The 22,501-nt window shown below is 57.2% G+C and carries 18 protein-coding genes; 8 read left to right on the top strand and 10 right to left on the bottom strand.

Annotated elements, in window-relative coordinates:
• Window positions 1-6 precede the first annotated feature (6 nt).
• From AUP74_RS10815 to AUP74_RS10810, 3 genes are all read right to left on the bottom strand, one after another.
• Entirely contained in the window at window positions 7-2,055 is a 2,049-nt protein-coding gene (locus tag AUP74_RS10815) for a mechanosensitive ion channel family protein (RefSeq protein WP_145924381.1), read from the bottom strand.
• Window positions 2,056-2,290: 235 nt separating this feature from the next.
• Window positions 2,291-2,419: a hypothetical protein gene (locus tag AUP74_RS17500; protein WP_257785513.1), complete on the bottom strand. Its 129-nt coding sequence runs from the start codon at window positions 2,417-2,419 to the stop codon at window positions 2,291-2,293.
• 55 nt (window positions 2,420-2,474) lie between these two features.
• A complete protein-coding gene (locus AUP74_RS10810; RefSeq protein WP_069947578.1) occupies window positions 2,475-3,509 on the bottom strand; it encodes an isoaspartyl peptidase/L-asparaginase family protein in 1,035 nt (344 codons plus the stop codon).
• Between the two features lie 273 nt (window positions 3,510-3,782).
• Here AUP74_RS10810 and AUP74_RS10805 point away from each other — a divergent pair, with 273 nt between their 5' ends.
• On the top strand, window positions 3,783-4,463 hold the full coding sequence (locus AUP74_RS10805; RefSeq protein WP_069947577.1) for a type 1 glutamine amidotransferase domain-containing protein: 681 nt from the start codon (window positions 3,783-3,785) through the stop codon (window positions 4,461-4,463).
• A 46-nt stretch (window positions 4,464-4,509) separates the two neighbouring features.
• Here AUP74_RS10805 and AUP74_RS10800 read toward each other — a convergent pair whose 3' ends face one another.
• The gene (locus AUP74_RS10800) at window positions 4,510-5,340 is read right to left on the bottom strand and encodes an endonuclease (protein ID WP_083260934.1); all 831 of its coding nucleotides are present in this window, start codon (window positions 5,338-5,340) and stop codon (window positions 4,510-4,512) included.
• A gap of 436 nt (window positions 5,341-5,776) precedes the next feature.
• On the opposite strand from AUP74_RS10800, the gene AUP74_RS10795 reads away from it, so the two are divergent.
• Window positions 5,777-6,382 (top strand): MarC family protein, encoded by a 606-nt coding sequence (locus AUP74_RS10795; protein ID WP_069947576.1) that lies wholly within the window; start codon window positions 5,777-5,779, stop codon window positions 6,380-6,382.
• Window positions 6,383-6,829: 447 nt separating this feature from the next.
• Here the strand turns inward: AUP74_RS10795 and AUP74_RS10790 are convergent, their stop codons facing one another.
• From AUP74_RS10790 to AUP74_RS10770, 5 genes are read right to left on the bottom strand one after another with little or no spacing between them, the layout of a single operon-like run.
• Entirely contained in the window at window positions 6,830-7,261 is a 432-nt protein-coding gene (locus AUP74_RS10790; RefSeq protein ID WP_069947575.1) for a potassium channel family protein, read from the bottom strand.
• Between the two features lie 20 nt (window positions 7,262-7,281).
• Window positions 7,282-8,802 (bottom strand): efflux transporter outer membrane subunit, encoded by a 1,521-nt coding sequence (locus AUP74_RS10785; RefSeq protein ID WP_083260933.1) that lies wholly within the window; start codon window positions 8,800-8,802, stop codon window positions 7,282-7,284.
• The gene (locus tag AUP74_RS10780) at window positions 8,777-9,901 is read right to left on the bottom strand and encodes an HlyD family secretion protein (protein WP_069947574.1); all 1,125 of its coding nucleotides are present in this window, start codon (window positions 9,899-9,901) and stop codon (window positions 8,777-8,779) included. The genes AUP74_RS10785 and AUP74_RS10780 overlap by 26 nt, the downstream gene beginning before the upstream one ends.
• A gap of 3 nt (window positions 9,902-9,904) precedes the next feature.
• Entirely contained in the window at window positions 9,905-10,117 is a 213-nt protein-coding gene (locus AUP74_RS10775) for a DUF1656 domain-containing protein (RefSeq protein ID WP_083260932.1), read from the bottom strand.
• 16 nt (window positions 10,118-10,133) lie between these two features.
• Window positions 10,134-12,341, bottom strand: coding sequence for an FUSC family protein (locus AUP74_RS10770; RefSeq protein WP_069947573.1), 2,208 nt, complete (start codon window positions 12,339-12,341; stop codon window positions 10,134-10,136).
• A gap of 525 nt (window positions 12,342-12,866) precedes the next feature.
• Between AUP74_RS10770 and AUP74_RS10765 the strand changes: the two genes are divergently transcribed.
• The 6 genes from AUP74_RS10765 to AUP74_RS10740 all read left to right on the top strand — a co-directional run bounded on the left by AUP74_RS10765 (window position 12,867) and on the right by AUP74_RS10740 (window position 21,194).
• Window positions 12,867-14,126 carry a chloride channel protein gene (locus AUP74_RS10765; RefSeq protein WP_069947572.1) on the top strand — a complete coding sequence of 420 codons (1,260 nt, stop codon included), beginning with the start codon at window positions 12,867-12,869 and terminating at the stop codon, window positions 14,124-14,126.
• A gap of 167 nt (window positions 14,127-14,293) precedes the next feature.
• Window positions 14,294-14,935, top strand: coding sequence for a trimeric intracellular cation channel family protein (locus AUP74_RS10760; protein ID WP_226999763.1), 642 nt, complete (start codon window positions 14,294-14,296; stop codon window positions 14,933-14,935).
• 232 nt (window positions 14,936-15,167) lie between these two features.
• On the top strand, window positions 15,168-16,832 hold the full coding sequence (locus AUP74_RS10755; RefSeq protein ID WP_069947570.1) for an amidohydrolase: 1,665 nt from the start codon (window positions 15,168-15,170) through the stop codon (window positions 16,830-16,832).
• A gap of 14 nt (window positions 16,833-16,846) precedes the next feature.
• On the top strand, window positions 16,847-18,103 hold the full coding sequence (locus AUP74_RS10750; protein ID WP_069947569.1) for a threonine/serine exporter family protein: 1,257 nt from the start codon (window positions 16,847-16,849) through the stop codon (window positions 18,101-18,103).
• Window positions 18,104-18,212: 109 nt separating this feature from the next.
• A complete protein-coding gene (locus AUP74_RS10745; protein ID WP_069947568.1) occupies window positions 18,213-19,895 on the top strand; it encodes an aspartate:alanine exchanger family transporter in 1,683 nt (560 codons plus the stop codon).
• A gap of 15 nt (window positions 19,896-19,910) precedes the next feature.
• Window positions 19,911-21,194 (top strand): hypothetical protein, encoded by a 1,284-nt coding sequence (locus AUP74_RS10740; RefSeq protein ID WP_145924379.1) that lies wholly within the window; start codon window positions 19,911-19,913, stop codon window positions 21,192-21,194.
• A gap of 263 nt (window positions 21,195-21,457) precedes the next feature.
• On the opposite strand, the gene AUP74_RS10735 is transcribed toward AUP74_RS10740, so the two are convergent.
• Window positions 21,458-22,474 carry a linear amide C-N hydrolase gene (locus tag AUP74_RS10735; protein ID WP_083260930.1) on the bottom strand — a complete coding sequence of 339 codons (1,017 nt, stop codon included), beginning with the start codon at window positions 22,472-22,474 and terminating at the stop codon, window positions 21,458-21,460.
• Between the last annotated feature and the right edge of the window lie 27 nt (window positions 22,475-22,501).

Genomic DNA, 22,501 nt, shown 5'->3' with positions numbered 1-22,501 from the left:
GGCGACTTAGCGATCCGCCAGTGGAGAGCCCTCCGGCGGGTAGTCCAGGGTATTCTTGCGTTTGCTGCGCTGCTCCGGCGTAAAGGTCGGGAATGGCATTTCATGGGCAGCGGCCCACTCGCGCACTCGCGCTTCCGCCGCTTCGCCCCGCTCCTTATCCAGTCCTGAATCCCTGGAGTAATAAAGTGTCTGGGAGGGAAACGCGAACCCGGTTCCCGAGCCCCGTACGATACCAAGAATCCGTAACAGGATGTCCTCACGTATGGCACGGAAATCAAAGTGGTCAATGGTATTGATATCAACCCGAACCTCGATATCCAGAGAGCTGTCGCTCATCCCGATCAACCGTACCGAAGGCTCTTCATCCACCACCAGGGGGTGCGCCACCAGCATTTCCCGCAGCGACACCAACACGAAACGCAGCTGATCTTCCGTGGTTTCGTAACGCAGGCTCAGTATCGTCAGGAACAGGATCGCGGAGCGGGTACTGTAGTTGACGATATGCATCTTGGAGAAGTCAGCATTCGGGATGGTGGTCAGAGTGTTGTCGATGCCCCTGATCCGAGTGGAGCGCATACCGATGGCTTCCACAGTACCAATGCGCTGGAAGTCAGGCCCGGAATCCTCTCCATAGCGGCAAAAATCCCCAACCCGCACCGGCTTGTCCCCGAACAGGTTGAGACTGCCGATAAAGTTCTCGATCGAGCCCTGTGCGGCCAACGCCACCGCGATACCACCGACACCGAAACCCGCTAGCAGACTGAATAATGGTGCGCCCAACCGGGCACTGAGAAGAAAAAGGATGATGATGATGGCGATCACACCCAACGTTCGCGCGATGAAACGCAACAGATGCGCATCGAGGCTGTGCCCCTCGACTTTGGGGGAGCGGCTGATAAAAATCTCAGTGATTACCAACGGCAGCTGCCAGATAAACCAGGCCAGAGCAAAGTAAAAGAGTGCCTCGGCGCCCAGGGACAACCACTCACCCACGACGTCAATCAACGTCAGTTGCTGGCTGACAGACGACACCAATGGCCTGATGGTGAGTAACAGGCTTAGCGGGAGCAAAAAGCGACTGACATGCCGCCAATAGGCACCTCGCTGCTGCATACGCAGCGCCAGGCGGCGGACAATGGCCAGACCAAGCCAGTAAAGCAGAATAACGGCTCCCAGAGCCAGCCATTTCCAGACTGCCTGACGAAAGATGCTGCGCTTCATCCACTCCGGCAAGCTCTGGATCAGGCGCGGTGGGACCAGCCAACCGGACATGCTCAGGTAAGGGCGCATGTCGGCATAGTTACGCAATGGAATCTGACGCCGATAAGGAAGGTGGCGGGTGCGCTCGTAAAACTCCGCTGCGCGGGCCACCGTGTCGGCAGAGAAAACGAACTTCCCGGTCTGAGGGCCCTCGGCCACCCGGACCAGGGTGATATCGGTGTGCGGTATCGTCCAGCTGACGGACTTGGCCACCCCCTGCTCCCCATCTGCTTTAGCGGCAGGTTTGGGCAGAGGGCTGGCACTTTTAGTACTCTTCTTGGCTGCAGCGGCCTGATCGGCCAGATCCCCCTTCTGTACCGCGACTGCGGCCATATCCGACATATCTTCCGCGCCGGGTATTTCCTCTGGCGGCGGCAGCTTGATGCGATTGAGTACCTCGTACAGATAGATCAGGGCGTCACTGCCCTTGTCTTCCCGCGCTGCCGGGGGAACCTGGCTCAGGTCGAGCAACTGCATCACTTTCTGCATACGGCGGCGTATTTCCTGGGAGACCTCCTGTGTCGGCTCGTCCCAGAACTGCTCTACGACCAACTCGCCAATGGCATCGGTTTCAGTCAGGAAGGACTCAATGGCCGCCCGCGGCGTTGAGTGCTCGAGCGGGCTGAGGGGGTGGACTGCCAGCTCACTTTTTTTAGGAGGGGCTTCAGCGCCCTCCTCTTGGGGCTTTTCAAGCCTTCCACTTCTGAAGCCTTTACTCTCTCGCTGGTCAGCTCTCTCTATTCCAGCGTCAACATCCTCGGTCGGTTGATCCGTCTGGGCAAGGGCAAAACTCACCAGCAGGCACACGCCGGTGGCGACTATCCATCGCCATGGATTTGAATACCTGGGAGATCTCCGCACACAGGTCCCTTTGCCGGATCATCAACTTGAGCGATGTATGCCGGGAATGACGCGCGAGCGACGGTTCCCGACACGATTGCTCAAAACATAGCCGACAAGGCAGTACCGAGCCGCACCTGCAGCGGCTCATTGGAGGGAATTGACGGTATTTTCCCTGAAAGAGCCGTCTTCAGGCCATGGCGATATACATCAACAGCACGGCACCCAGACCGACGAGAAAAACCCAGCCCCAGAACTGGCGCACTGAACGCTCGATCTGGCGCGGGGATTTACGGGACTTCTTACTGGCAGTTTTCATAACCAAACCCTTCTACAGAAAAATCCGGCACCACCGAGGGCTGTGATCGCAGCCCTCATTCTTTGTCGAAAATACCTATATATAGCGGACTGTCGCTGGAGCGGCTCGCCCTATACATACCGGGCGTATTGAACGTGAGAGCGATGTTTCCGGCCGCATCCAATACGATAACGCCGCCAGTGCCCCCAACGGGGCGCAGCACATCATTGATGACGGCATCCGCCGCCTCGCCGACAGACTTGTCCTGGTACCGCACCCGCGCGCAGATATCCGCAGCCACATTAAAGCGAATGAAGTATTCGCCATGGCCTGTGGCGGAGACCGCGCAGGACGCATTATCGGCGAACGTGCCTGCGCCAATGACCGGGGAATCCCCGATGCGGCCGTAGCGCTTCGCGGTCATGCCACCAGTGGACGTGCCGGCCGCCAGGTTACCGTTCTTATCCAGAGCCACCGCACCGACAGTGCCCATGCGGAATGCAACGGGTAGCGCCTCGACCGCGGCCTGCTCATTGCCGTGCCGACGCTCTTCGCTCTGAATCTTCTTCTTGGCCTCATCCAGCTGCTTGCGACGGCGCTCGGTATCGAAGAGGCTGTTGTCCACCCTCTCCACGCCGCGGGACTGTGCAAACGTCTCCGCACCCGGCCCCGCCAGCATCACGTGCGGGGAATCTTCCATTACCATCCGTGCCAGGTCGATCGGGTTGCGTACACTGGTGACCCCCGCCACAGCGCCTGCACGGCGGCTCTTCCCTTCCATGATCGAGGCATCCAGCTCGTGGCGCCCCTCGTAGGTATATACAGCGCCGATACCGGCATTGAACAGAGGGGAATCTTCGAGGATACGAATCGCCGTGGTCACTGCATCCAGACTGTCACCGCCCTTTTCCAGCACCTGATAGCCAGCATTGACAGCCTCCGTGAGCTTCTCCCGGTAGGCGCGCTCCTGGTCATCGGTCATCTTGCTTCGTTCGATGGTGCCGGCTCCGCCGTGAATGGCGATGGCAATGGGACTTTCCTCTGCCATCGCGGTCTCGGCCCACACCAGGGAAGCCATCAGTACAATACTCAGGGAGCGGAACAGTTTCATATTGATGCGTTCTCTTATTGTCTTTTTCGATGTGCTCTATGGGCATATTAGTAGCACTTTGCGCCCGGCGGAGAAAGTCGATTTTGCCGTGCGATGCGAGTCACCGTGCCCCTCTGGATATTCTCCAGATTGATAACTCCAATCTAAACTTTCAACTTCATGAATCTCTCCAGCGACACTACCATCCATGGCAACTGACCCGGATCCAGTTCCGGGTGCTGCGCTGAACCGATGTCTCTGCACCCACATTCAAACCGTACCACCGGAGGTTGTATGAAAGTCCTGATGGTCCTTACATCTCATGATCAACTAGGCGATACCGGCAATAAAACCGGCTTCTGGCTCGAGGAATTCGCCTCCCCCTATTACGTGTTCAAAGACGCGGGGGCCGAAATCACCCTGGCCTCCCCCAAGGGTGGCCAGCCGCCCCTCGACCCCAAGAGTGACGAACCCGACTTCCAGACCGCCGCTACCGAGCGCTTCAAAAAGGACGAGGCAGCACAAAAGGCGCTGGCTAACACTGTACGCCTGAGCGAGGTCAGTGCCGGGAATTTCGATACCGTTTTCTACCCCGGTGGCCACGGTCCTCTTTGGGATCTCGCCGAGAGCGAAGACTCCAGATCCCTGATCGAGGCGTTCTACCAGGCGGGCAAGCCGGTTGCCGCGGTCTGTCACGCACCTGGGGTTTTCCGTCACACCAAGGGTGCCGACGGCAAATCTCTCGTCGCCGGCAAACAGGTGACCGGATTCAGTAACTCCGAGGAAGCCGCCGTGGAACTGACTGATGTGGTGCCCTTCCTGGTCGAGGACATGCTGAAGGAAAACGGAGGCAAATACTCCAAGGCGGACGACTGGCAGAGCCATGTTGTGGAGGACGGCCTGCTGATCACCGGCCAGAACCCGGCTTCCTCCGATGCCACAGCGGAAGCCCTGCTGAAACGGTTAAGCCAATAGCTGACACCGCGAAATTACGGCCTGACCGATATCTCCGCCTGCTCTCTCAACGGCAGGCGGAAATTACATACGGGTTGTGATTGCCCTGCACCGCAGCGATCCGGCGATCCCGCTCACACTCTGCGGGATCGACCGGGTCACCGCGGTGCCAGACTTCAAACAGTTTCAGCTGCGCCCTGGAGATTGCTAGCTCGTAGGTCTCAGCCATATAGAAATAGGTGCGCGCGATATCACCACGCCGGTGCCGGGGCGGCTCCACCGCGCGCTGCTTGAAGTCCACCCGGAACTCCACTGCCCCGTACTGCCCCGAGGGATAGCCACCGCCACTGCCGAACTCCATAAAACGGTAATTGCTGCGATCCCCGTTCAGCTCACCAATCGCCGGCACCAGGTTGTGCAGGTCGGCCTCGGCCATGGCAAAAAGCGGATCGTTGCGTGTGCAATTGCGCCGCCCTCCTCTCTGCCAGCATTGTCTCTGGTGACCGATTGCCCAGGCCGGCACCACGTGCTCCCACTCAATGCGGCTCGCCCGGTTGGCATTCTTGCGCGGCCGGTAGCCACAACTGGCCCACTCAGGGACCAGTTTTTTCCCCTGGGCAACGAATCGACAGTTTGAATAAAAACCAACCTGGAATTCCGGAGTAACATAGACCGATTCGCGCAAAACCTGTTTGGCCTGCCGGAAGCTGGTTATTGTGCGCCCGCCGGTTTGCGCTGCAGGCGCGGCCCCATTAGACGCCCTGTCGTTCGTGCTCTCCTGCCGGTGGCAGTGATAGTCGCCCCGCGCCCTATCGCTGTGACATCCGCTGGCATCAAGGCCACCGCCGTGGGCCAGTGCAAGGAGAGGAAACAACCAGAGAAACAACAACCACGGCATAAATTATCCAAAAATATTCGATCACAATATTTGTGGATTTTGCCGCCAATCGTGCTACTGCGCCACCCCTCACCGCGTGTCGGGCTGACCCCAAGACTCTCTAGTTACCATCGACACTTTCACACCGTGCTGCTCTACCATCCGGCAGCTCCCCTGAGTGTAATCCCTCTCCAACCACCCTTTATTCTCCTATCCTCCGATCAGTTTCACAGGCAAGACGTTGACTTGAGTGCTCACAGTCGCTTCCCAGACCAAGTTGCCAGAGTAAAGGAGAGCCCCGCAAAGCTATGCTCTCTGAAACTGGTGGAAACGAACGGATGACTCGTCGTTACCGAGGAAGCGCAGCGCTGCAGCAATACAAGTTTTCCGTAATGACCGCGAAATTGAGCCCGAACCACTGTCTGCGCAAACAAGAGGTCAGGCCGGAACCCCCGACATGAAATACCTACAGGCGACCATCACCCTTCTCTCGCTGATCAACCCGTTGGTTAGCGCGATGATCTTCAATGAAATCGAGCACAGCCGTTCCCGCAAAGAGCGTTTCACAGATGCCATACAGGCTCTGATCGCTATTCTCGTCGTGCTGGGTATCGCCGCCCTGGTCGGTGTTCGCCTGCTGGATGTTTTCGGGATTTCCCTGCAGGTTTTCCGTGTGGCCGGTGGTGTCGTACTGGTGTGGATGGGCTTTGCCATGCTGCGGGGAACAGGCGGTACAACCACTCCATCCAGGGAAGCAGGGCCGGACTCTGGCCATTCACTCGCCCCCCTTGTTCTTTTCGCCGCCAGCCCCGGCACCATCACCGGGGTCATCACCCTGGCGGCTACTCACACCGGAACCGCCTTACCCACCACGGCACTGGTCGGCATCGTCATTGCCGTCAGCGTTACGGGGATCGCGCTGCTTTTGACGGGGATGGCTGACGGCAAACAACGTAGTGGCTTGATGCACGACTTGAATACTCGGTTTATGGGGTTGATCGTACTGGCAATGGGATTTCAGTTCGGACTGGTAGGAATAAAGGAATTTTTTGCCGCAAGTTAACTGAGCGCCAGACCAGGAAGACCAACAGAAACTATTAGATCACACCGATCGATAATATATGCCTATTATTTGATAACTGAATCACTCGGCATTCAGAACCGTGGAACTTGGCACTTCAAAACTCTTGTTCCACGTGGATCTGATCGAAATTTGCGCCAGGTAGAAACGGATCTTCTCCAAGGAAAATTAACTCTCTAACGCGGATGAGAGAACAAGAGTGCATCCAACAAAAACTGTATATTTATACAGTATCAAGGCGCCTTTTTTCACAGACTCAACATCCTGATATCCACTCTAGGGCTTGCCAATCGACAACGGTTCTCCTCTATTCCCCAGTCTTCACCTATCATGCCGGTAAGCATTCACAAGCGAGCACAAGACTCACTAACTTGGTGAATGCACGGGGAATAAAAATGTAATTCGCTACTTCTTAGCTATGAAGGGCGATCAGTCACTGCGATTCTGGTAAAGGCGCTGCACAACCGCCAAGACGACTGCGGTGGTCCAGCCGAACATAATGATACCGATGGCTGCCTGGAACGAGGATAACAGGCGCAGATTTTCCCCCAATACGATATCGCCGTAACCCAGCGTGGTATAGGTCACCATCGAGAAATAGATCGCCGGCTCCCCCTCACTGAATGCGCCGAGCCATTTGTAAACCACTGCCCACACCATCACTTCGGCAACGGAGGCAAAGAACATCAGCAGCACGACTGCGGAAACCACCATCGGCCTTCCTGTCGGGAAGAATGGGTGCGAAGGATGCAAACCGGCGATATGGCGGCTCCAGCGGATGGCCAAAGTCATAGCCATCGCGTGAATCACCGTATTCACTACCAATAATACCGATGCAAGTAGCAGGACTTTGACGAGCATTTCCGCGTCTCAGACTTTCGTCATTCTTGAAAAATCTTTCGCCAGTATTTTGTCCGCTCCCGCATCTGCTCTTTAGTTTCATACGGCAAGAGGTTTTCCAAAGAGGTTCCTTCTCGTATCTGCCAGCCGCCGCCCAGCGATAAGTAAACCTGCACCAGGTTCACCGCCACCAGTCCCTGCGTTGCGGTCAACAGGTCCTGCTGCAGAGCATCAGCCCTCAGGGTACTGATCACGGTATTGAAGTCGACAAGGCCATTGGTGTACTGGGCCGTGGAAACATCTACAGCGCGCGTCGAGGCCGCCGCGGCTTGTCGATAGTGGGCCAGTTGGTCATGGGAATTCAGGTAGGCAACAATGGCATTCTCAGCATCGGCCTGGGCCTGCAACACTATTTGGCGGTAGTCCTCTAGCAACTGCTGAAAACGGGCGTCCTGCAAGCGAACATTGCTGCGCAACCGGCCGTAATTAAACAGATTCCACTGGAAAGCACCGAACAGGTTCCAGGTCTCGCTCTCCCCCTCAAACAGATCACCTGCCTCCAATGCCAGGGAACCGATCGAGCCGCCGATGGAAAAAGCTGGATACAGCTCTGCCTGCGCCACACCGATCTGGGCACCCTGTGCGACCAGTTGCCACTCGGTAGCGCGAATATCCGGGCGTTGGCGTAGCAGATCCTGGGGCATGCCCACAGCGATGGTCGGCGGAGCCTGGGGGATCTTTCCATAGGTACCAAATCTCTGCTCCAGCTGCTGGGGCGGCAAACCCAGTAATACGGCCAGCGTATTCTTCAGCTGTTGCAGGGCCGTTTCCAGATCCGGCACCGTCGCCATGGTGTTATACAGCAGCGTCTCCGCCTGATCGACATCCAGCGCACTGACTTCACCCGCGTCGAATTTTGCCCGGGCAATGCGTAAACTTTGCTCCTGTAATGCAATATTCTGACGCGCTACCTCGAGGCGCGCCTGCGTGGTCCGGATAAGAATGTAAGTCTGGGCCACTTGTGCCACGGTAGAAACGAGAACACCATCGTACTCGGCGACACTAGCCTCGAGTTCCGCGGAGGCTGTCTCCACCTGACGTCGCAAACTGCCCCACATATCCAGTTCCCACGTCAGATTAAACCCCACGCTGTATTCATCGAAGATGATATTGGCCTCTTTGTTTCTCGAGGCTAACCCTGTCAGCTGTTGCAGTTGCGGATACTGATTGCCACAGGCAATCGCCAATAGCTGCTGCGCCTGCAGCATACGCAATGCCGCGGAACGCAACGTCAGGTTTTCTGCCAGTGCCAGTGCTACCAGTTCATCGAGAAGCGGGTCGGCAAACACGTCCTCCCACCAGACCGGGTTGACGCCCTGAGCAGTGTCGATCCTCGCACTGTCACGGCGAATCCAGTTATCCTCCATCGGCACAGCTGGTGGCTGATAGTCGGGGCCCAGCATGCATCCTGCAAGTACCAGGGGCACCAATAGCACCAGAGTGGCGAGGCGCTGCACTCGGGCGACATAGCCGCGCTCATTGGCTGACGGACAACGACACATTTTCTTCTTCAGCGGCAGTACCGCTCTTGACCAATACCGAACAAGTCGTCCCCACCCGCAAGTCAATGCCCTCGGGGACCTGGTCCAGCTTAATGCGCACGGGCACCCGCTGCGCCAGGCGAATCCACTCAAAAGTAGGACTTACATTAGGCAGCAAGTCATTGCCGGTGCTGCCATCTCTCTGAGAGATTCCCCAGCCAATACTTTCTACATATCCCTCCAGCGGCGTATCCGGATACGCCATCAGGGTAACCACCGCCCGATCACCAGGTTCGATGCGCGCAACCAGGGTCTCCTTGAAATAGCCATCGATCCAATAACTATTGACGTCGACCAATGCCAACACCGGGTGGTGTGCCACTGCGTGACTTCCCTCGCGCATATTCAGGTTTGTCACATAGCCATCAACCGGTGCATGCAAGCGGGTATAGCCCAGGTTCAGCTCTGCCTCGCGCACTGCAGCTCGCGCTGCACGAATACTGGCATTCCCCTGCCCAAGTTCCCCCAAGATCGCCTGGGTCTGCTTAAGTTCGGCTTCGGCTGCCTGGACTTGCGAGTGGGCCTGAATCAAACGGGCCTCAGCGATCTTGCGTTGTTCCAGCGACACGTCATATAGCGCCTGGGCGAATTCGACCGATCTCTTCGACGTGGCCCGCTGTGGCAACAGCTCTTTCTGCCGCTGTAGTTCTGCGCGGTTCTTTTTGATCACTGCATCAACTTCCTTGATCCCGCTCTCCGCCTCCCGCACCGCGGACTGGGCAATTTCGAGCTGCGCAGCCGCAGCCTCCACCTGGCGCTCCCGCGCCAGGTATCCGTCGCCCGTTTCATCATAGCTGGCTCGTGCACGGGCAAGACTGGCCTCAAAAGGTCGCGGGTCTACCTGCAACAGCTGGTCGCCTTTCTGCACAAACTGGTTATCGCGTACCGATAAATCAACAACCTGACCCGAAACATTCGGTGTAACCAAGATCACCTGAGCACGCACCTGTCCATCGCGGGTCCAGGGGTTTCTCAAATGATCCCAGTATTTCAATAGCACTAGCAGTGCCGCTAGAGCTACTACCAGTCCGGAAAAAAGATATTTTCGGTTGATCTTCATGGCTCAAATCCCTATGAAGATCGAACCGATCAGGATGGTGTAGATGACACTCAGGCCGCAGAGAACCAATGGCGGATGGATAAAGAACCGTGAAAGCCGATAACGATCCAGCAACCAGGCAGTCGTAACTGCAGCAATCAAGCCCAGAATCGATGCGACCAGTAAGGGCGGCAGGTAGATACCGGCAATGGAAAACTCGTGGGGAATTCTCATCATACTTATCGGCAACCCCTCATAGAAAGATCTCGCTTTTCCAGCGCGTCCAATCGATACGGCGCACCGTATTCTCCAGGGACTGGGAAGATTCAGTCGCCTCCCGTGCCATGCCAACAAGGTTCAGCAGGCGCTCTATCTCAGCTGAGTCCGGGCCTTCCATCTCAACCGCACTCGATAGGGCTTCGGATTCCCCTACGGCTGATCCCTCCCCTACGACGGCGCTCTCTCCATCGTTACCCGACACATAATCGCCAACTGACGAGATCACACTGGAAAGCCGCGCAGCTTCCGCTGCCACTCTCTGACGCCATAAGCGCTGAGCCGTGTCGCCCCTAACCTCTGCACCGACGGTTGCGCTGGATTGCCATTCATCAACCATGCTACAAATCTCGTAACCAAGCGGCATCAGCGCAGAAACCAGTGACTGCAGGTCATCGGCGGACTTGCCTGGCAAGAAATGCGCATCGACCTTGGGCGACCAGGTGGCAATTTTGGCCGGAATTGTTGACAGCAGGTGGTAGTGATAACGCAGCCTCCACTGGTCTATGAAACCCCGCACACGCGAGGAATGCGCTGGATCCTTGCCGCCACGCAATGTCAGTCTTAGCAGACAGACAGCGCTGCTGCAGAATTGCTGCAGCAATCGCTGAACCACTGTTTGCGGTCTCAGTGAGCGAGGAAAATAAGCGGTAATCCCCAGCAAAAGCAGCGCCATAGGAAATAGCAGCGCCATATTCGCCACGACCAGAAAACTGTAACCCTGGCTATTGCTGATACTTGTCATACCTACAAAGACGGCCAGGGTAACCACCCGCCCCGCCTCTTTTTCTGGCGCCGAAAAAACCTGACAAATAAAAAATGTGAACAAAAATATTAGTATGCCGAGTTCAGTAAATCCCGCGAGCTTCGGCATAATAAAGATATAAACAAAGCCGACCAATGTGATGCTGATCAGCATTGGAATGATCAGCTTCAATGGTGGCACCTGGGGTGCCCTGGCCAGATTCATTCCCAGGGCGATGGTCAATATTACGAAGACAGGTCCGCCGGGAATTCCATCAACATATAGATACGCCAGATAAGCGACCCACAACGTCAGCATGATGCGCAGGGTCGCTGCCACACGATCGGGATCGGGCAACAGGGTTTGCTGAGGAGCCGTAACGACCGCGGCGCCAGTGTTTTGGCCGGTCGCACCGCCCAATGCCCCCTGCAACGAATAAAACATGGTGCGGGACCGCTCTTCCAGGTCTGCCAGTTTGCGCCGCAGCAGTGTCAGCGATCCCGCATCGAGCATCGGCAGTCGCTTTGCCTGCTGCTCTGCCACATCCAGCTTACCCACTTCTACTACCGGGTTTTTCTGCTGGTTTTCCAGCATATTGTTCAACTGCGCCAACCGGCTCTCGAGCTTGTCGATGTATTCCGCGAGGTTCGGCAACAGCTGTTTCAATGGCAATTGGGACACTCTATCCAGGCTGTCCGATAGTTGCGCCAGAATCTGAGTAACCTTTTCCGCGTCGGAGAGATACTGGCGCCACCGCTGACGGCTCTCCCATATATCGTAACTATCAGACTCGGAAGCCTGTAGCAGCTCACCTAACCCGGACTGGGCTCGGATCATCTCATCCCTGATTTTTTGGATATCTTTTGCGGCATCAGGATCTTGTAAGGCCAGGCGACACTGCTGCAGCAGCTTTGTCTGGCTATCGTGCAACGCCGCGCACGCCTGGCTGAACCGGCTACTGCTGCGGAGGGGCCAGATCAGCATCGCTATGATGCTGTAGACGAGGACCCCCAGCGTCGTATCCTGCGCCCTCAGCATGGCGATATAGAAGGGATCGGTGTTAGCCAGTGCCGCGTGCACACAGACAATCACAGTGACAAAGCCGCAAATATCCCAGAAGTAAGGCCGGCGGGAACCAAGCATCATGTACATTGACAGGCCAACCCACAGGGAAAGGGCGACCATAAACATCCACCGCTGTTGCGGAAACAGACTCATCAATGTCAGGGATACGATCAGTGCCAGCACCGTTCCACACAGCCGCAATGCCCCCTTGTTCAGGGACAGTCCCATGCTGGGCTGGCTCACCATGGTGACAGCGAGTCCCGCCCACATGGTTTCCCCCCAGTTGGCACTGAGCACGATGGCATAAGTAACCACCATTGCCAGAGCAATCTTGAGGGATTCCTTGGTGGTACGGGTTAGCGCCAGCTGCGGCATAGCCAATGGATCGCCTCACCAGTCCTGAGCGTTGTCATTTTTTCCTGCCATGATTGTAGCAGCGGCGAAATTTGCAGCTGACAACCCCGGCGCACATGGAAATGGAGACATGAGAAAAGCCCATGTGATGTTTACGCAAGCGCTAACAGGTCACTGCTCAAAACCTGCTTCGCCGCGAAAGCCACTCTCCCTGGCAGCATCGCCTTTCATGACTGATACCCGCTTCAGAAATTCAAAGGATCAGCGGGACCTCAGGTCTGGAGCTCAAGCAGGTTATTCTCATAAGCAATTGGATTTTACCAACGCTGCTCTATCGACACGCTGATTGCTTCCCGTTCACTAACTGTCAAATCGAGCAATACCCCGATGGCAATAGTCTGGCATTACGGGTCACGCAGCATTACTCTTTCTCTCGAAATTGGTGCAGGTCCAGATCACGGCTCGCGCCTCCGGCCCGGAACATCCATCAGAAACGGCATGGAAGGCCTGCAAGGTGCCAATCCGGCTAACTAAGGATTGTGAATATTGCGACAAACTCTGGCCATCATCCTGTGTGGGACGCTGATCGGTACTTTGGGCGCTCTATTCCTGTCCGCGCTTAAATTCGCTGACTCAGCCCGCATAGCCGCAATTAATCTCGCCGGCACCTCCTCCCTTCCCCCATGGCTGGCTGCAGTCCTTGTCTGCCTCACGGGTGCTGCAGTGGCAGCATATCTCGCCTACCGTCTTGCACCCGATGCTCCCCAGACTTCACTGGACAGGCCCGGTAAAGAGACCGCAACGCCCGCCTCCCAACTTGGAGGTCTTTCGGCAAATTTTGCCGGCACGAGCCTTGCGGTGGGTGCGGGATTCGCCCTTGGCCCCGAACGCCCCGCCATTCAGATGGGGGCCATCGTTGGGCGCACGGTGTGCCGTATCCTCAGGCTGAAAGCATCCGACCGCGACATTTTCACGGCCGCGGCCGGCGGTGCAGGCGTTGCCACCATGTTCAATTCCCCCCTCGGTTGCGCCGCTTACACTGTGGAAGCGGTGCTCAAACGCGTCGATTTCAAGCGCTCCGTGATTGCGCTCGGTATGGGCGGTATCTCCGTCGCCGTTGCACGCTTGATCTCTGGGAATGCGATAAATTTCCCGGTAGGGGAGATTAGCGGGGTGAAGCCACCACAATTATTACTGTGCCTGCTCCTCGGCTGCCTGATGGCGTTCTTTGCCAAGCTGCACCTTCAGCTCATTATGGTTACCAGCCGGGGGCTCATAAGCGCCATGCCTCGCCCAGTGCTTCGGGCAGCACTGATCGGCGGTCTCTTTGGGATATTGGCCTGGCATGCGCCGGCGCTGGTTGGCACCGGCGAGCAGATGACACAGTCGATCCTTGATGGCGGATTGGATCTTCGGGCGCTTGTGATCGTGTTCCTCATCCGATTTCTTCTTGGCCCCCTGTCCCTCGCCGCCAGCGTTCCCGGCGGCTACTTTACGCCTGTACTGCTACTTGGTGCGGCATTTGGTGCCATGTTTGGAAGCGTGGCGAACGAGTGGATACCCATGACAGACATCTCTCCAACGGTGTTCGCTTTGACTGGCATGGCAGTCGCCCTGGCAACCGTTGCCAACGCCCCTTTTACTGGCATTCTGCTCGTCATCGAAACAACCGGAGCGTTTTCCCTATCATTACCAATGACTGTCGCCGTTCTCGGCGCGGTAGCGGTTGGTCGTTTGTTACATCAACCGACGCTGACGCACGGCCTGGAACAAGCACTGAATGCAAACCCTCCAAAATTCATGTGAAGTCGGGACGGGAAAATTGACGATCAAATAGATATTGAGCCATTCACGTGACAGAGAGCTGTACTAGCAGCCTCACTAGCCGGGATGATTTCAGCCACATTGCAGATTCAGTGAGGCGAATTTTCATTTAGTCTTGTACTGCTACTATTTGCTCGGGAACCCCGCCATTGAATGTTAGTGACCTCCAGTATTTTCTTGGAATGGCAGGAACGGTTGCGTTTGCCGCAACCGCCGTGGCTGCTGTAGCACCTAAGGGTATCGATTTCTTCGGTGCCATAGTAATGGGGATCATTACCGCAATCGGTGGCGGCACCATTCGTGATGTTATCTTGGATGTTCCGGTCTTTTGGTCTCTGGACCTCAATTATATCTGGGTCGCAATTGTCGCCAGCCTCGTGACATTCATTGCCAACCGCATGATGACGCGGCGGGAAATCTATCGCAGCATGCTCTATCTGGATGCACTGGGTGTATCCCTGTTTGCGATTCAGGCCACACATAAGGTCATGCAGTACGACTTCGGCTTGCCACTCGGTCCGGTGTTACTGGGGATCATTACTGCTATCGGTGGCGGCCTGATAAGAGATGTACTTTCCAACAGCCCTACGCTGTTGATGCGCAACGAGTTGTATGCCATACCCGTCACCGTAGGCTGCATCACCTACTACACCTTGATGAATTTCTCATCAGAATCCGCGATAGAAAATGGCTTTTTTTCCATCATGCTTATTTTCTGCCTGCGCTCTGCCGCCATTTACTGGGACCTGCGTGTGCCAAACTGGATGCTGACCAAACCAACACAGCCGTAAACAGGATCCGCTAAGAGGTCCGATACGGAAGCACTACACCGCACATAGTCGAACATCATTCAACGTACCAAGTTGAACACGCTGGCATCATCGATGCCCTCACGTTAAAAATCCCGCAATTCCCCGATAAGCCTGACGACAACTGATTTCTTATCGCTGTGGTGAAAATAGTTACGCTGCTAGTCTTGTTAAATTCTTCAGGACAACTATCGACACGAAGTACAGGTCCCAAATGCCCAAAAAGAAAGTGACCGTGTTCACTGCCCGCACAGTACGGACCATGGACCCAGGCCGTCCGGTGGTGGACGCTGTCGCCGTGTTAGACGGCAAGGTGCTCTCCACCGGCACGATGGAATCCATGCAGCCATGGCTCGCGCATTACGACGTCACCGTGGACGACAGATTTAAAGACAAGGTCATCATGCCCGGCTTCATCGAGCCCCATTCACACTGCTGGATGTCGGCGGGTTTTATGGCGCTGCCCTTCGTTGGCCCCCTGGCATGGCCCAGCCCGACTGGGATGAACCAGCCGCTCGAAACCGTTGACGCTATCGTGGACTATCTCAAGGAATTGGATGCAAAGGAGAAAGACCCGAAAAAACCGATCTTTGCCTGGGGGTATGATGCAGCAAAGCAGGGCGCTCCCCTCGACCGCAAAATACTCGACAAGGTGAGCACGACAAGACCGGTCTACATCCTGGCCTGGGCACCACACTTCATTTACCTCAACACTCCGGCCCTGGCACTATCAAAGGTTCCGACAGACAGCAAGGATCCGCACATCCAGAAGTATGACGATGGAAGTTTGAACGGTGTGCTGGCTGAGCCGCAAGCTGTAACCATGGCGATGACACCGGTTCTGGGTCAGCTCGCCGAAGCCGGTGGACTCAAAGGCCTCTATTTCCTTGCCGGGGTCGCCAATCGCGCCGGTGTCACCACGGTGGCAGACCTCGCTTTCGGCGCCCTCGACTGGAATGCGGAACTCAAAGACCATCAGGATGCCACCAGCGCCGCCGATTTCCCGTTACGCATCCGCTTGACGCCGATTGGCTTGAGTCTGCTCGCCAAGCACGGTGACAAGGCGGTCGACGTGGTCAAAGATACGCAGAAGCTGCAGACAGACCGACTCTTCATCGATGCGATCAAGTTCTGGAGTGACGGGTCCTATCCACTACTGGGGTCGCTGGTGAATTTCCCCGGGTACCTGGACGGCAGCCAGGGGCAGCACGGCGATGCCAACATGCTGGAAGCGATGAAGCCGTTCTGGAAGGCGGGATACCAGATTCACACGCACGCCAATGGCGATATGGCCATCGATATCACCCTCGATGCGCTCGCTGAACTGCAGAAAGAGCATCCGCGCTTCGATCACCGTTTCTCTGTTGAGCACTACTCCATGAGTAATCCGATGCAGGCGCGGCGGCTAAAGGCTCTGGGCGGGGTCGCCAGCGTGAATGTCTACTTCATTCATTACCGCAGCCTGCTCCACCGCACCCACGCGTATGGTCCGGATCGTGCGGAAACTGTAGCGCGACTGAGCAGCCTCGAACGGGAGGGTGTGACCTTCGCTTTCCACTCCGATTACCCACAAGTAGTGGTGCCGATGCTGCCCCTGTCAGCGGTCGCCGGTGCGGTGACCCGGATCGCCGAAGACGGCAAGACGGTGATCGCCCCAGACGAGGCCATCGGCGTGGAGCGCGCACTGCGGGCCATAACCATTGATGCCGCGTATATCCTCGGCCTGGAAAACAAGATCGGCAGTCTGGAACAGGGGAAGTTTGCCGATTTCACCATTCTTGAAGAGGACCCGTTCGAAGTGGACCCCGTCAAGATCGAAAAGATCAGGATCTGGGGTACCGTACTCGGGGGCAAGCCTTTCCAGGCAAAACCTATTTAACTGGGAAAAGCGCAGTGGATGGCAACGAAAGAATCGCAGACGAAGCGCAGTTACAGGCGTTGCTCCGTGAACTGAGTCAGCAATTACTGACATGGAGCTGGGAGGGTGTGGCTGGCTACGAGCAAATGGTTGAACGGGTAGGCCGCTGCTATGGCTACCCCGACACCACCGTGAATATGGATGCGCAATCCGCGATGATCAAGCTAGACCCGGACGCGCCAATCACGTTTGTCAAATGCGGAATCCCGGGGTTCCCACCACTGGCAAAGACCCAGGACATAAGGAACTTACTGGAAGACATCTACGCCGGGAAACTCTCCGTGCATCAAGCGCGGGAATCACTGAAAGGTATTCAGAAAAAGGAACCGCCCTACTCGCCGTTTCTCGTCTGGCTGGGCGTTATCCTTATCTCTGTGGCTTTCGCCGTGGATATCGTCGGGACCTGGGAGGGGCTGCTGTGGGCTGGGATCACGGCCATGGCCACCGGACTGGTTTTCCTCGCCGCCGATCGTATTCCCACATTCAGCAAGATCGGCCAGCTCACGGCCACACTCGTCAGTGGCATCATCGTGATGCTCGCTTTCAAATTCGGCTGGACCACGGCCGCGCCCGGCCTCCTGCTGATCGCTTCCACATTTGTCTTCCTGCCGGGTGACTCGATCAGTACCCAGGCATTCGAGCTGGCTGAGGGCAAATGGTCCGCCGGCATAGCTCGCTTGGGTTACTCCATTATGACACTCGTGCTGATGGTCACCGGCGCGTTTCTCGCGGCCATGTTCACCGGTACCACAATCAAAGAACTCCTGCCGACCGGCCCCCACGACGCCTTTCCCTGGTGGGCTGCCTATCCGGGTCATGCGCTGATGCTGCTCGGCATCCTGCTTGCCTTCCAGATGCGCTGGCGACACTTCCCGCAGGGACTGCTGACCATGTTGGCCACGACCGCGGTGCTTCAGCTCGCCACCATGGCCTACGGCGAGACCGCAGGCATTTTTCTGGCTATGACCGCCGGTACCATTCTGGCCCTCTGGCTATCGCGGAAGCCATACCAGATTCCGGCCTTTGTCATGGTGATTCCGCTGGTCTTCATGCTCTCACCCGGCTCCCGCGGCCTGCGCCAGTTTGAAACATGGCTCAGCGGGGAGAGCATCACCGGGGTTAACGATTTCCAGACGGCGGCAGCCACCCTGCTTGCCATCGCCATGGGGATGCTGGTCGGGAGCATCATCGGTCGGCGATGGATCTGGTTCAGGGAAAGGAAGCGAATTTGAGCCAGACTGAACCGCATAAATCTCTTCCGCCGTCGGTCAACACGGATTGGTGTCACATCGAATTCGAAGTGACATTCGACGCAACACGGGAATTCAGGCAGTAACGAACATGGACACGATTGTTGCATACCTGCAGGCGAACATCGTTCTGGTCCTGTTCCTGGTGATCGGTCTGGGATCCCTGGTCGGGAAACTGAAGATCGGCTCGCTGGCACTGGGACCGACCACTGGCATCCTTATCGTCGGTCTCGCCTTCGGGTTGTTGCACTTAACCGTATCGCCGACCGTCAAGGGGGTGGCCTTTACACTCTTCCTGTTCGTGATCGGTATCTCTGTGGGGCCGAGTCTGGTCCACCTCCTCTCGACGCGGGCGGCGTTCAAGTACCTCGCGATGTCACTTTTCGCCGGTGTTGCCATGGCGGTAAGCGTGTTTTTGGTTGCCAAGGCCTTCGATCTCAACGGTATCGTCGTGGGCGGTCTTTCCGCCGGTGCGATGACTACCTCAGCCGTGCTGGCCGCCGGCCAGGACATGATCGCGGGGGGCGCATACAAGCTCCCAGATGGTATGTCCCTCGAAGCTGCCAGTGACCTGATGGCTGGCGCTTACGCTCTCACTTACCTGTTCGGCACCTTCGGACTGATCCTGCTGGTCAAGATCTGTCCCAGGCTTGTCGGCAAGGACATCGCCGAGGAAGCCGCCAAACTGGAGAGCGACGCCGGCGCTAACGCGGAGATGGTGAGCGCCAGCATCCGGGCATGGAAGGTGACCGCCCCCGACTATATCGGCAAGACCATCGCCGACCTGGAGGCCGGCGCGGCCAAACACGAAGCCGAACATGGCATACCGACCCTGATCGAGAAAGTGCTGCGCGACGGTAAACTGCTTGAGCCAAGCCCCGACCTCAAACTCAAGTCCGGTGATGTGGTGGCCGCGTGGGCAACGCCTGGCATTCTCGTATTCGGCACCAAGGTGCTAGGCGAGGAGGTCACCGACCCCAAGGTATTGAGCGTCAAGCTCGCCTCGTCGGAACTGGTGGTGACGAACCGGAAAATTGTCGGTAAAACCCTTGGCGAGTTCGTCCGCGAGCATGGGCGCGGCGTGACCGTCGAGCGCATGGCCCGCACTGGTAATGAGCTGCCGGTGCGCGGGGATACCCCGATCGTCGCCGGCGATGTCCTCTTCGCCAGCGGCCCCCAGCGGCAACTGGATGCCTTTGCCGAACAGGTGGGCTACGTGGTCGAGGATCAGCTCAAGACCGACCTGATCAACCTGGGCATCTTCCTGGCCCTGTTCGGCGCGCTGGGCACAATCACCGTGACCATCGCCGGCGTCAAGCTGGCGGTGCTGGGCGGCGCCGCCATGGGGGCAATGCTCGGTGGCGTGATACTCGGTTGGCTGCGCTCGCGCAGTCCGCGCTGGGGCTCGGTGGCCGCACCTGCCGGCGATGCGCTGATGTCCCTGAGCCTCGGCCTCTTCATCGCCTGCGTGGCGATCGGTGCCGGCGGCACTCTGATCGAGCTTCTGCAGACCCAGGGTCCGAAGCTGATTCTCGCCGGCGCCATCGTTACCACCTTCTGCACGATTGCCACCTTCTTGTTCGGCCACTTCGTCCTGAGGCTGAATGTTGCCTACAACTCCGGGGCCACCTATGGCGCCATGACCGGTGCCGCCCCCGATGAATTTTGCAAGGATGCCAGGAGCAGCGCGCCCGCGGTCGCCTACGCGCTGCCATCGGCGGTCAGTAACCTTATTTTCATCGTTGTGGCGCTGGTGCTGATGACGGTTCTATGAGAAGGAAAAGCCAATGTGCTCAAGAACCGCATACACAGCAAACAGACAACCGGCGATTGCCGGCCGCAACATCAACCAGGTCGAAAGAAGGGAGCCAGGCATTTCGCCACACCGAAGGGGGACGAACGCAACAGCCTGCTCGACGAAGAACCGGTCAAAGGAAGGACATCCATGCGTCATAAACAACTCAGCAAGCGCCGCGTGATCCCAGCTCTGGGTTTGCTCATTCCACTGACAGCCCTGTGCCTGTCGTCACCGGCACTGGCGCAGTCTGGCGCCGATCCCAATTCTCCACCACCGACGTTGGAGCAGTTTGTCGTCGATCCCGATTCTCCACCGCCGACACTCGCGCAGTCTGGTGCCAATCTCAGTTCTCGACTAATGACGTTGGCGCAGTCTGGTGCCGACTCCCATTCTCCACCACCGGCCGCAGAGGCGCCGCAGAGCGCCGCCGAACATGAGCATCCGGAGCACGGCAGCATGGCCACCGTGGGCAAGAAGCTGTCCAATCCGACATCGGATATCTGGGCCCTGACTGTGGCCTGGGGCCTGCCAACGTTCTACGATGGCGACATCAACCTAGGTAATCCCAAAGTCGGACTAAGTGCAACGGCACAACCGGTCCTGCCCATACCGCTATACGGCGAGGGCGACAACGAGTGGAGGCTGATCACCCGGCCGATCATCCCGCTGCTGTTCCGGCAGCCCGTTCCCATCGGATTTAACGACTTCGACAAGGAGGCGGCCATTGGGGACATCCAGCTTCCCCTCCTGCTCGCCCCGCCCACCGACAGCTTCAATCCGCCGGGCGGGAAGTGGATCCTCGCTGGCGGGCCGGTGTTCGAATTCCCAACGGCCACTTCGGACGATCTCGGTTCCAACCAGACGTCCGCCGGGATTGCCATGGCCCTGGGGTACGCCAACGAGAAAATCACCGCATTGATCTTTCCCAACTACTTCTGGCACGTCTCGGACAATGGCCAGGGCGACAGGCCCGACACAAGCAAGGGGAGCATGCTGTACCAGTTCTCCTATCGGCTGGGAGACGGGTGGGAGATCACTGCGGCACCGACAATCACATACAACGATAAGGCGCCTCCCGCCAACAAGTGGAACGTGCCCGTCGGTATATTGGTCGGGAAGACGTTTCCAATCTTCGGACATCCGGTCAAAATTCTGGGAGGTGTCGAGTACTCGGTGGTATCCCAGGATGACTTTGGGAAACGGGCACAATTCCGGCTTAACATCACGCCGGTGATTCCATCCTTGATCCAGAAGCCGCTGTTTGGTGGCAGATAAGGATCGGACCCGTCGCGCTACCTGGAAGGCCGGTTCCGGGCTTGTGATCGGCTGCCGTGTTAGCGCGATGATTCGGGTTTTAGTAGAAGTATTGGAGACAACAGCACGACGCGGCCACCCAAACATCTGAAACCATCCAACAACCGGTGTGGCTGTCCGAGAGAGTCCTATTTGGCGGGAAGACTGCCGACCCCATATGCGGCGCCGGCAATCGATCAGTGGTACAACGAGCTAGACATCCTGCTCGCAGCTTGTCGCCATGATTATGCAGCGGGCGTCCAGGTGACAGGCGTGTTGGCCTTCTGAAATACCAAGGGTTCTGCGGGCTTGAATTTCCCTGAAACATCCCCAGCAGCGTCATTATCCGCATCAAGGTCAAACAGTTGCTCAGAGGCGCCGGCACTGAGCTTGAGATCATCGAGATCGACCCAAACCACGTTGGGCATGTGGCAAAACTCAAAGTAATAGCGCTTATTGGTACAGTCGCAGATTGTGCGCCAGATGGTGGTCGCGTTATTTGGTTGTGCGGGGTCACTGCCCCCGAATGGCGTGGCCGCATTCCGGATAACGCTCAGTACCCCGGCAACAGCGACCTGATAGGACGCGGGCTGTTCCGGCAACCTCGTCAGGTAGTAGGCGCTGCGAGCGAAGCGGTCTTCGGCCGACATCGTGCCGGGAATCGGTTTCGTGCCACCCAGGCCATCGTACTGTTTCAGCAGAACCAGTTGCTCATCATAGACCGGCGAATTAGTCAGCACCGTAAACTCCGGCCCGTGGTGAATATGCGGTTTACCGTCCAGGATCTCGATGATGGCGGAATCGCCACTGGCATCCGAGAGCGATAGGTGAAGCGGCGCATTCACGTTTTCTCCCATATGCACGAGCTGGAACGGTACCACTTGGCACGCCTTGGCGGCTTCCACCGCCTCAGCGACTGTCGCGCAGGTGTCGAGGAAATATTGCACCCAGAGGGCAATCGAGACGCCTGGAAGGGAAGAATCCCGTTCACCGTAGTTGGCCTCGGCCAGATAGAGAAGATTCGCCGCCAGTCCTGCCTCGTTGAGACCATCGGCGGTCGCGCAGTCCCATACCGTTGTGATCACGCTGCCATACTTGGAAGTCCATTTGAGAGGATTCTCATCGACTAGCCCCTCGCGCTCCACGCCCGCGGGCATGGTTCGAAGTTTCGTTCCCATCTTCGTCTGCCAGTCCGTCCAATCCATATTCCGCCCAACGAGAACGGGCTGTCCTTTCGAATTCCATTGTATCCTCGAACACATAGTTTTCTCCTTTCAGTCAAGATGAAT

This window comes from Microbulbifer aggregans, assembly GCF_001750105.1.
GTDB classification, from domain to species: Bacteria; Pseudomonadota; Gammaproteobacteria; order Pseudomonadales; family Cellvibrionaceae; genus Microbulbifer; species Microbulbifer aggregans.
Note: the sequence above shows the minus strand (reverse complement) of the source record. Positions and strands in the feature narration are given on the sequence as shown.

Coding starts and splice junctions, on each gene's coding strand:
- AUP74_RS10755 (WP_069947570.1), top strand. CDS start 15,168: ATGCCCAAAAAGAAAGTGACCGTGTTCACTGCCCGCACAGTACGGACC.
- AUP74_RS10785 (WP_083260933.1), bottom strand. CDS start 8,802: ATGTGTCGTTGTCCGTCAGCCAATGAGCGCGGCTATGTCGCCCGAGTG.
- AUP74_RS10770 (WP_069947573.1), bottom strand. CDS start 12,341: ATGCCGCAGCTGGCGCTAACCCGTACCACCAAGGAATCCCTCAAGATT.
- AUP74_RS10775 (WP_083260932.1), bottom strand. CDS start 10,117: ATGATGAGAATTCCCCACGAGTTTTCCATTGCCGGTATCTACCTGCCG.
- AUP74_RS10805 (WP_069947577.1), top strand. CDS start 3,783: ATGAAAGTCCTGATGGTCCTTACATCTCATGATCAACTAGGCGATACC.
- AUP74_RS10800 (WP_083260934.1), bottom strand. CDS start 5,340: ATGCCGTGGTTGTTGTTTCTCTGGTTGTTTCCTCTCCTTGCACTGGCC.
- AUP74_RS10810 (WP_069947578.1), bottom strand. CDS start 3,509: ATGAAACTGTTCCGCTCCCTGAGTATTGTACTGATGGCTTCCCTGGTG.
- AUP74_RS10790 (WP_069947575.1), bottom strand. CDS start 7,261: ATGCTCGTCAAAGTCCTGCTACTTGCATCGGTATTATTGGTAGTGAAT.
- AUP74_RS10795 (WP_069947576.1), top strand. CDS start 5,777: ATGAAATACCTACAGGCGACCATCACCCTTCTCTCGCTGATCAACCCG.
- AUP74_RS10780 (WP_069947574.1), bottom strand. CDS start 9,901: ATGAAGATCAACCGAAAATATCTTTTTTCCGGACTGGTAGTAGCTCTA.
- AUP74_RS10735 (WP_083260930.1), bottom strand. CDS start 22,474: ATGTGTTCGAGGATACAATGGAATTCGAAAGGACAGCCCGTTCTCGTT.
- AUP74_RS10745 (WP_069947568.1), top strand. CDS start 18,213: ATGGACACGATTGTTGCATACCTGCAGGCGAACATCGTTCTGGTCCTG.
- AUP74_RS17500 (WP_257785513.1), bottom strand. CDS start 2,419: ATGAAAACTGCCAGTAAGAAGTCCCGTAAATCCCCGCGCCAGATCGAG.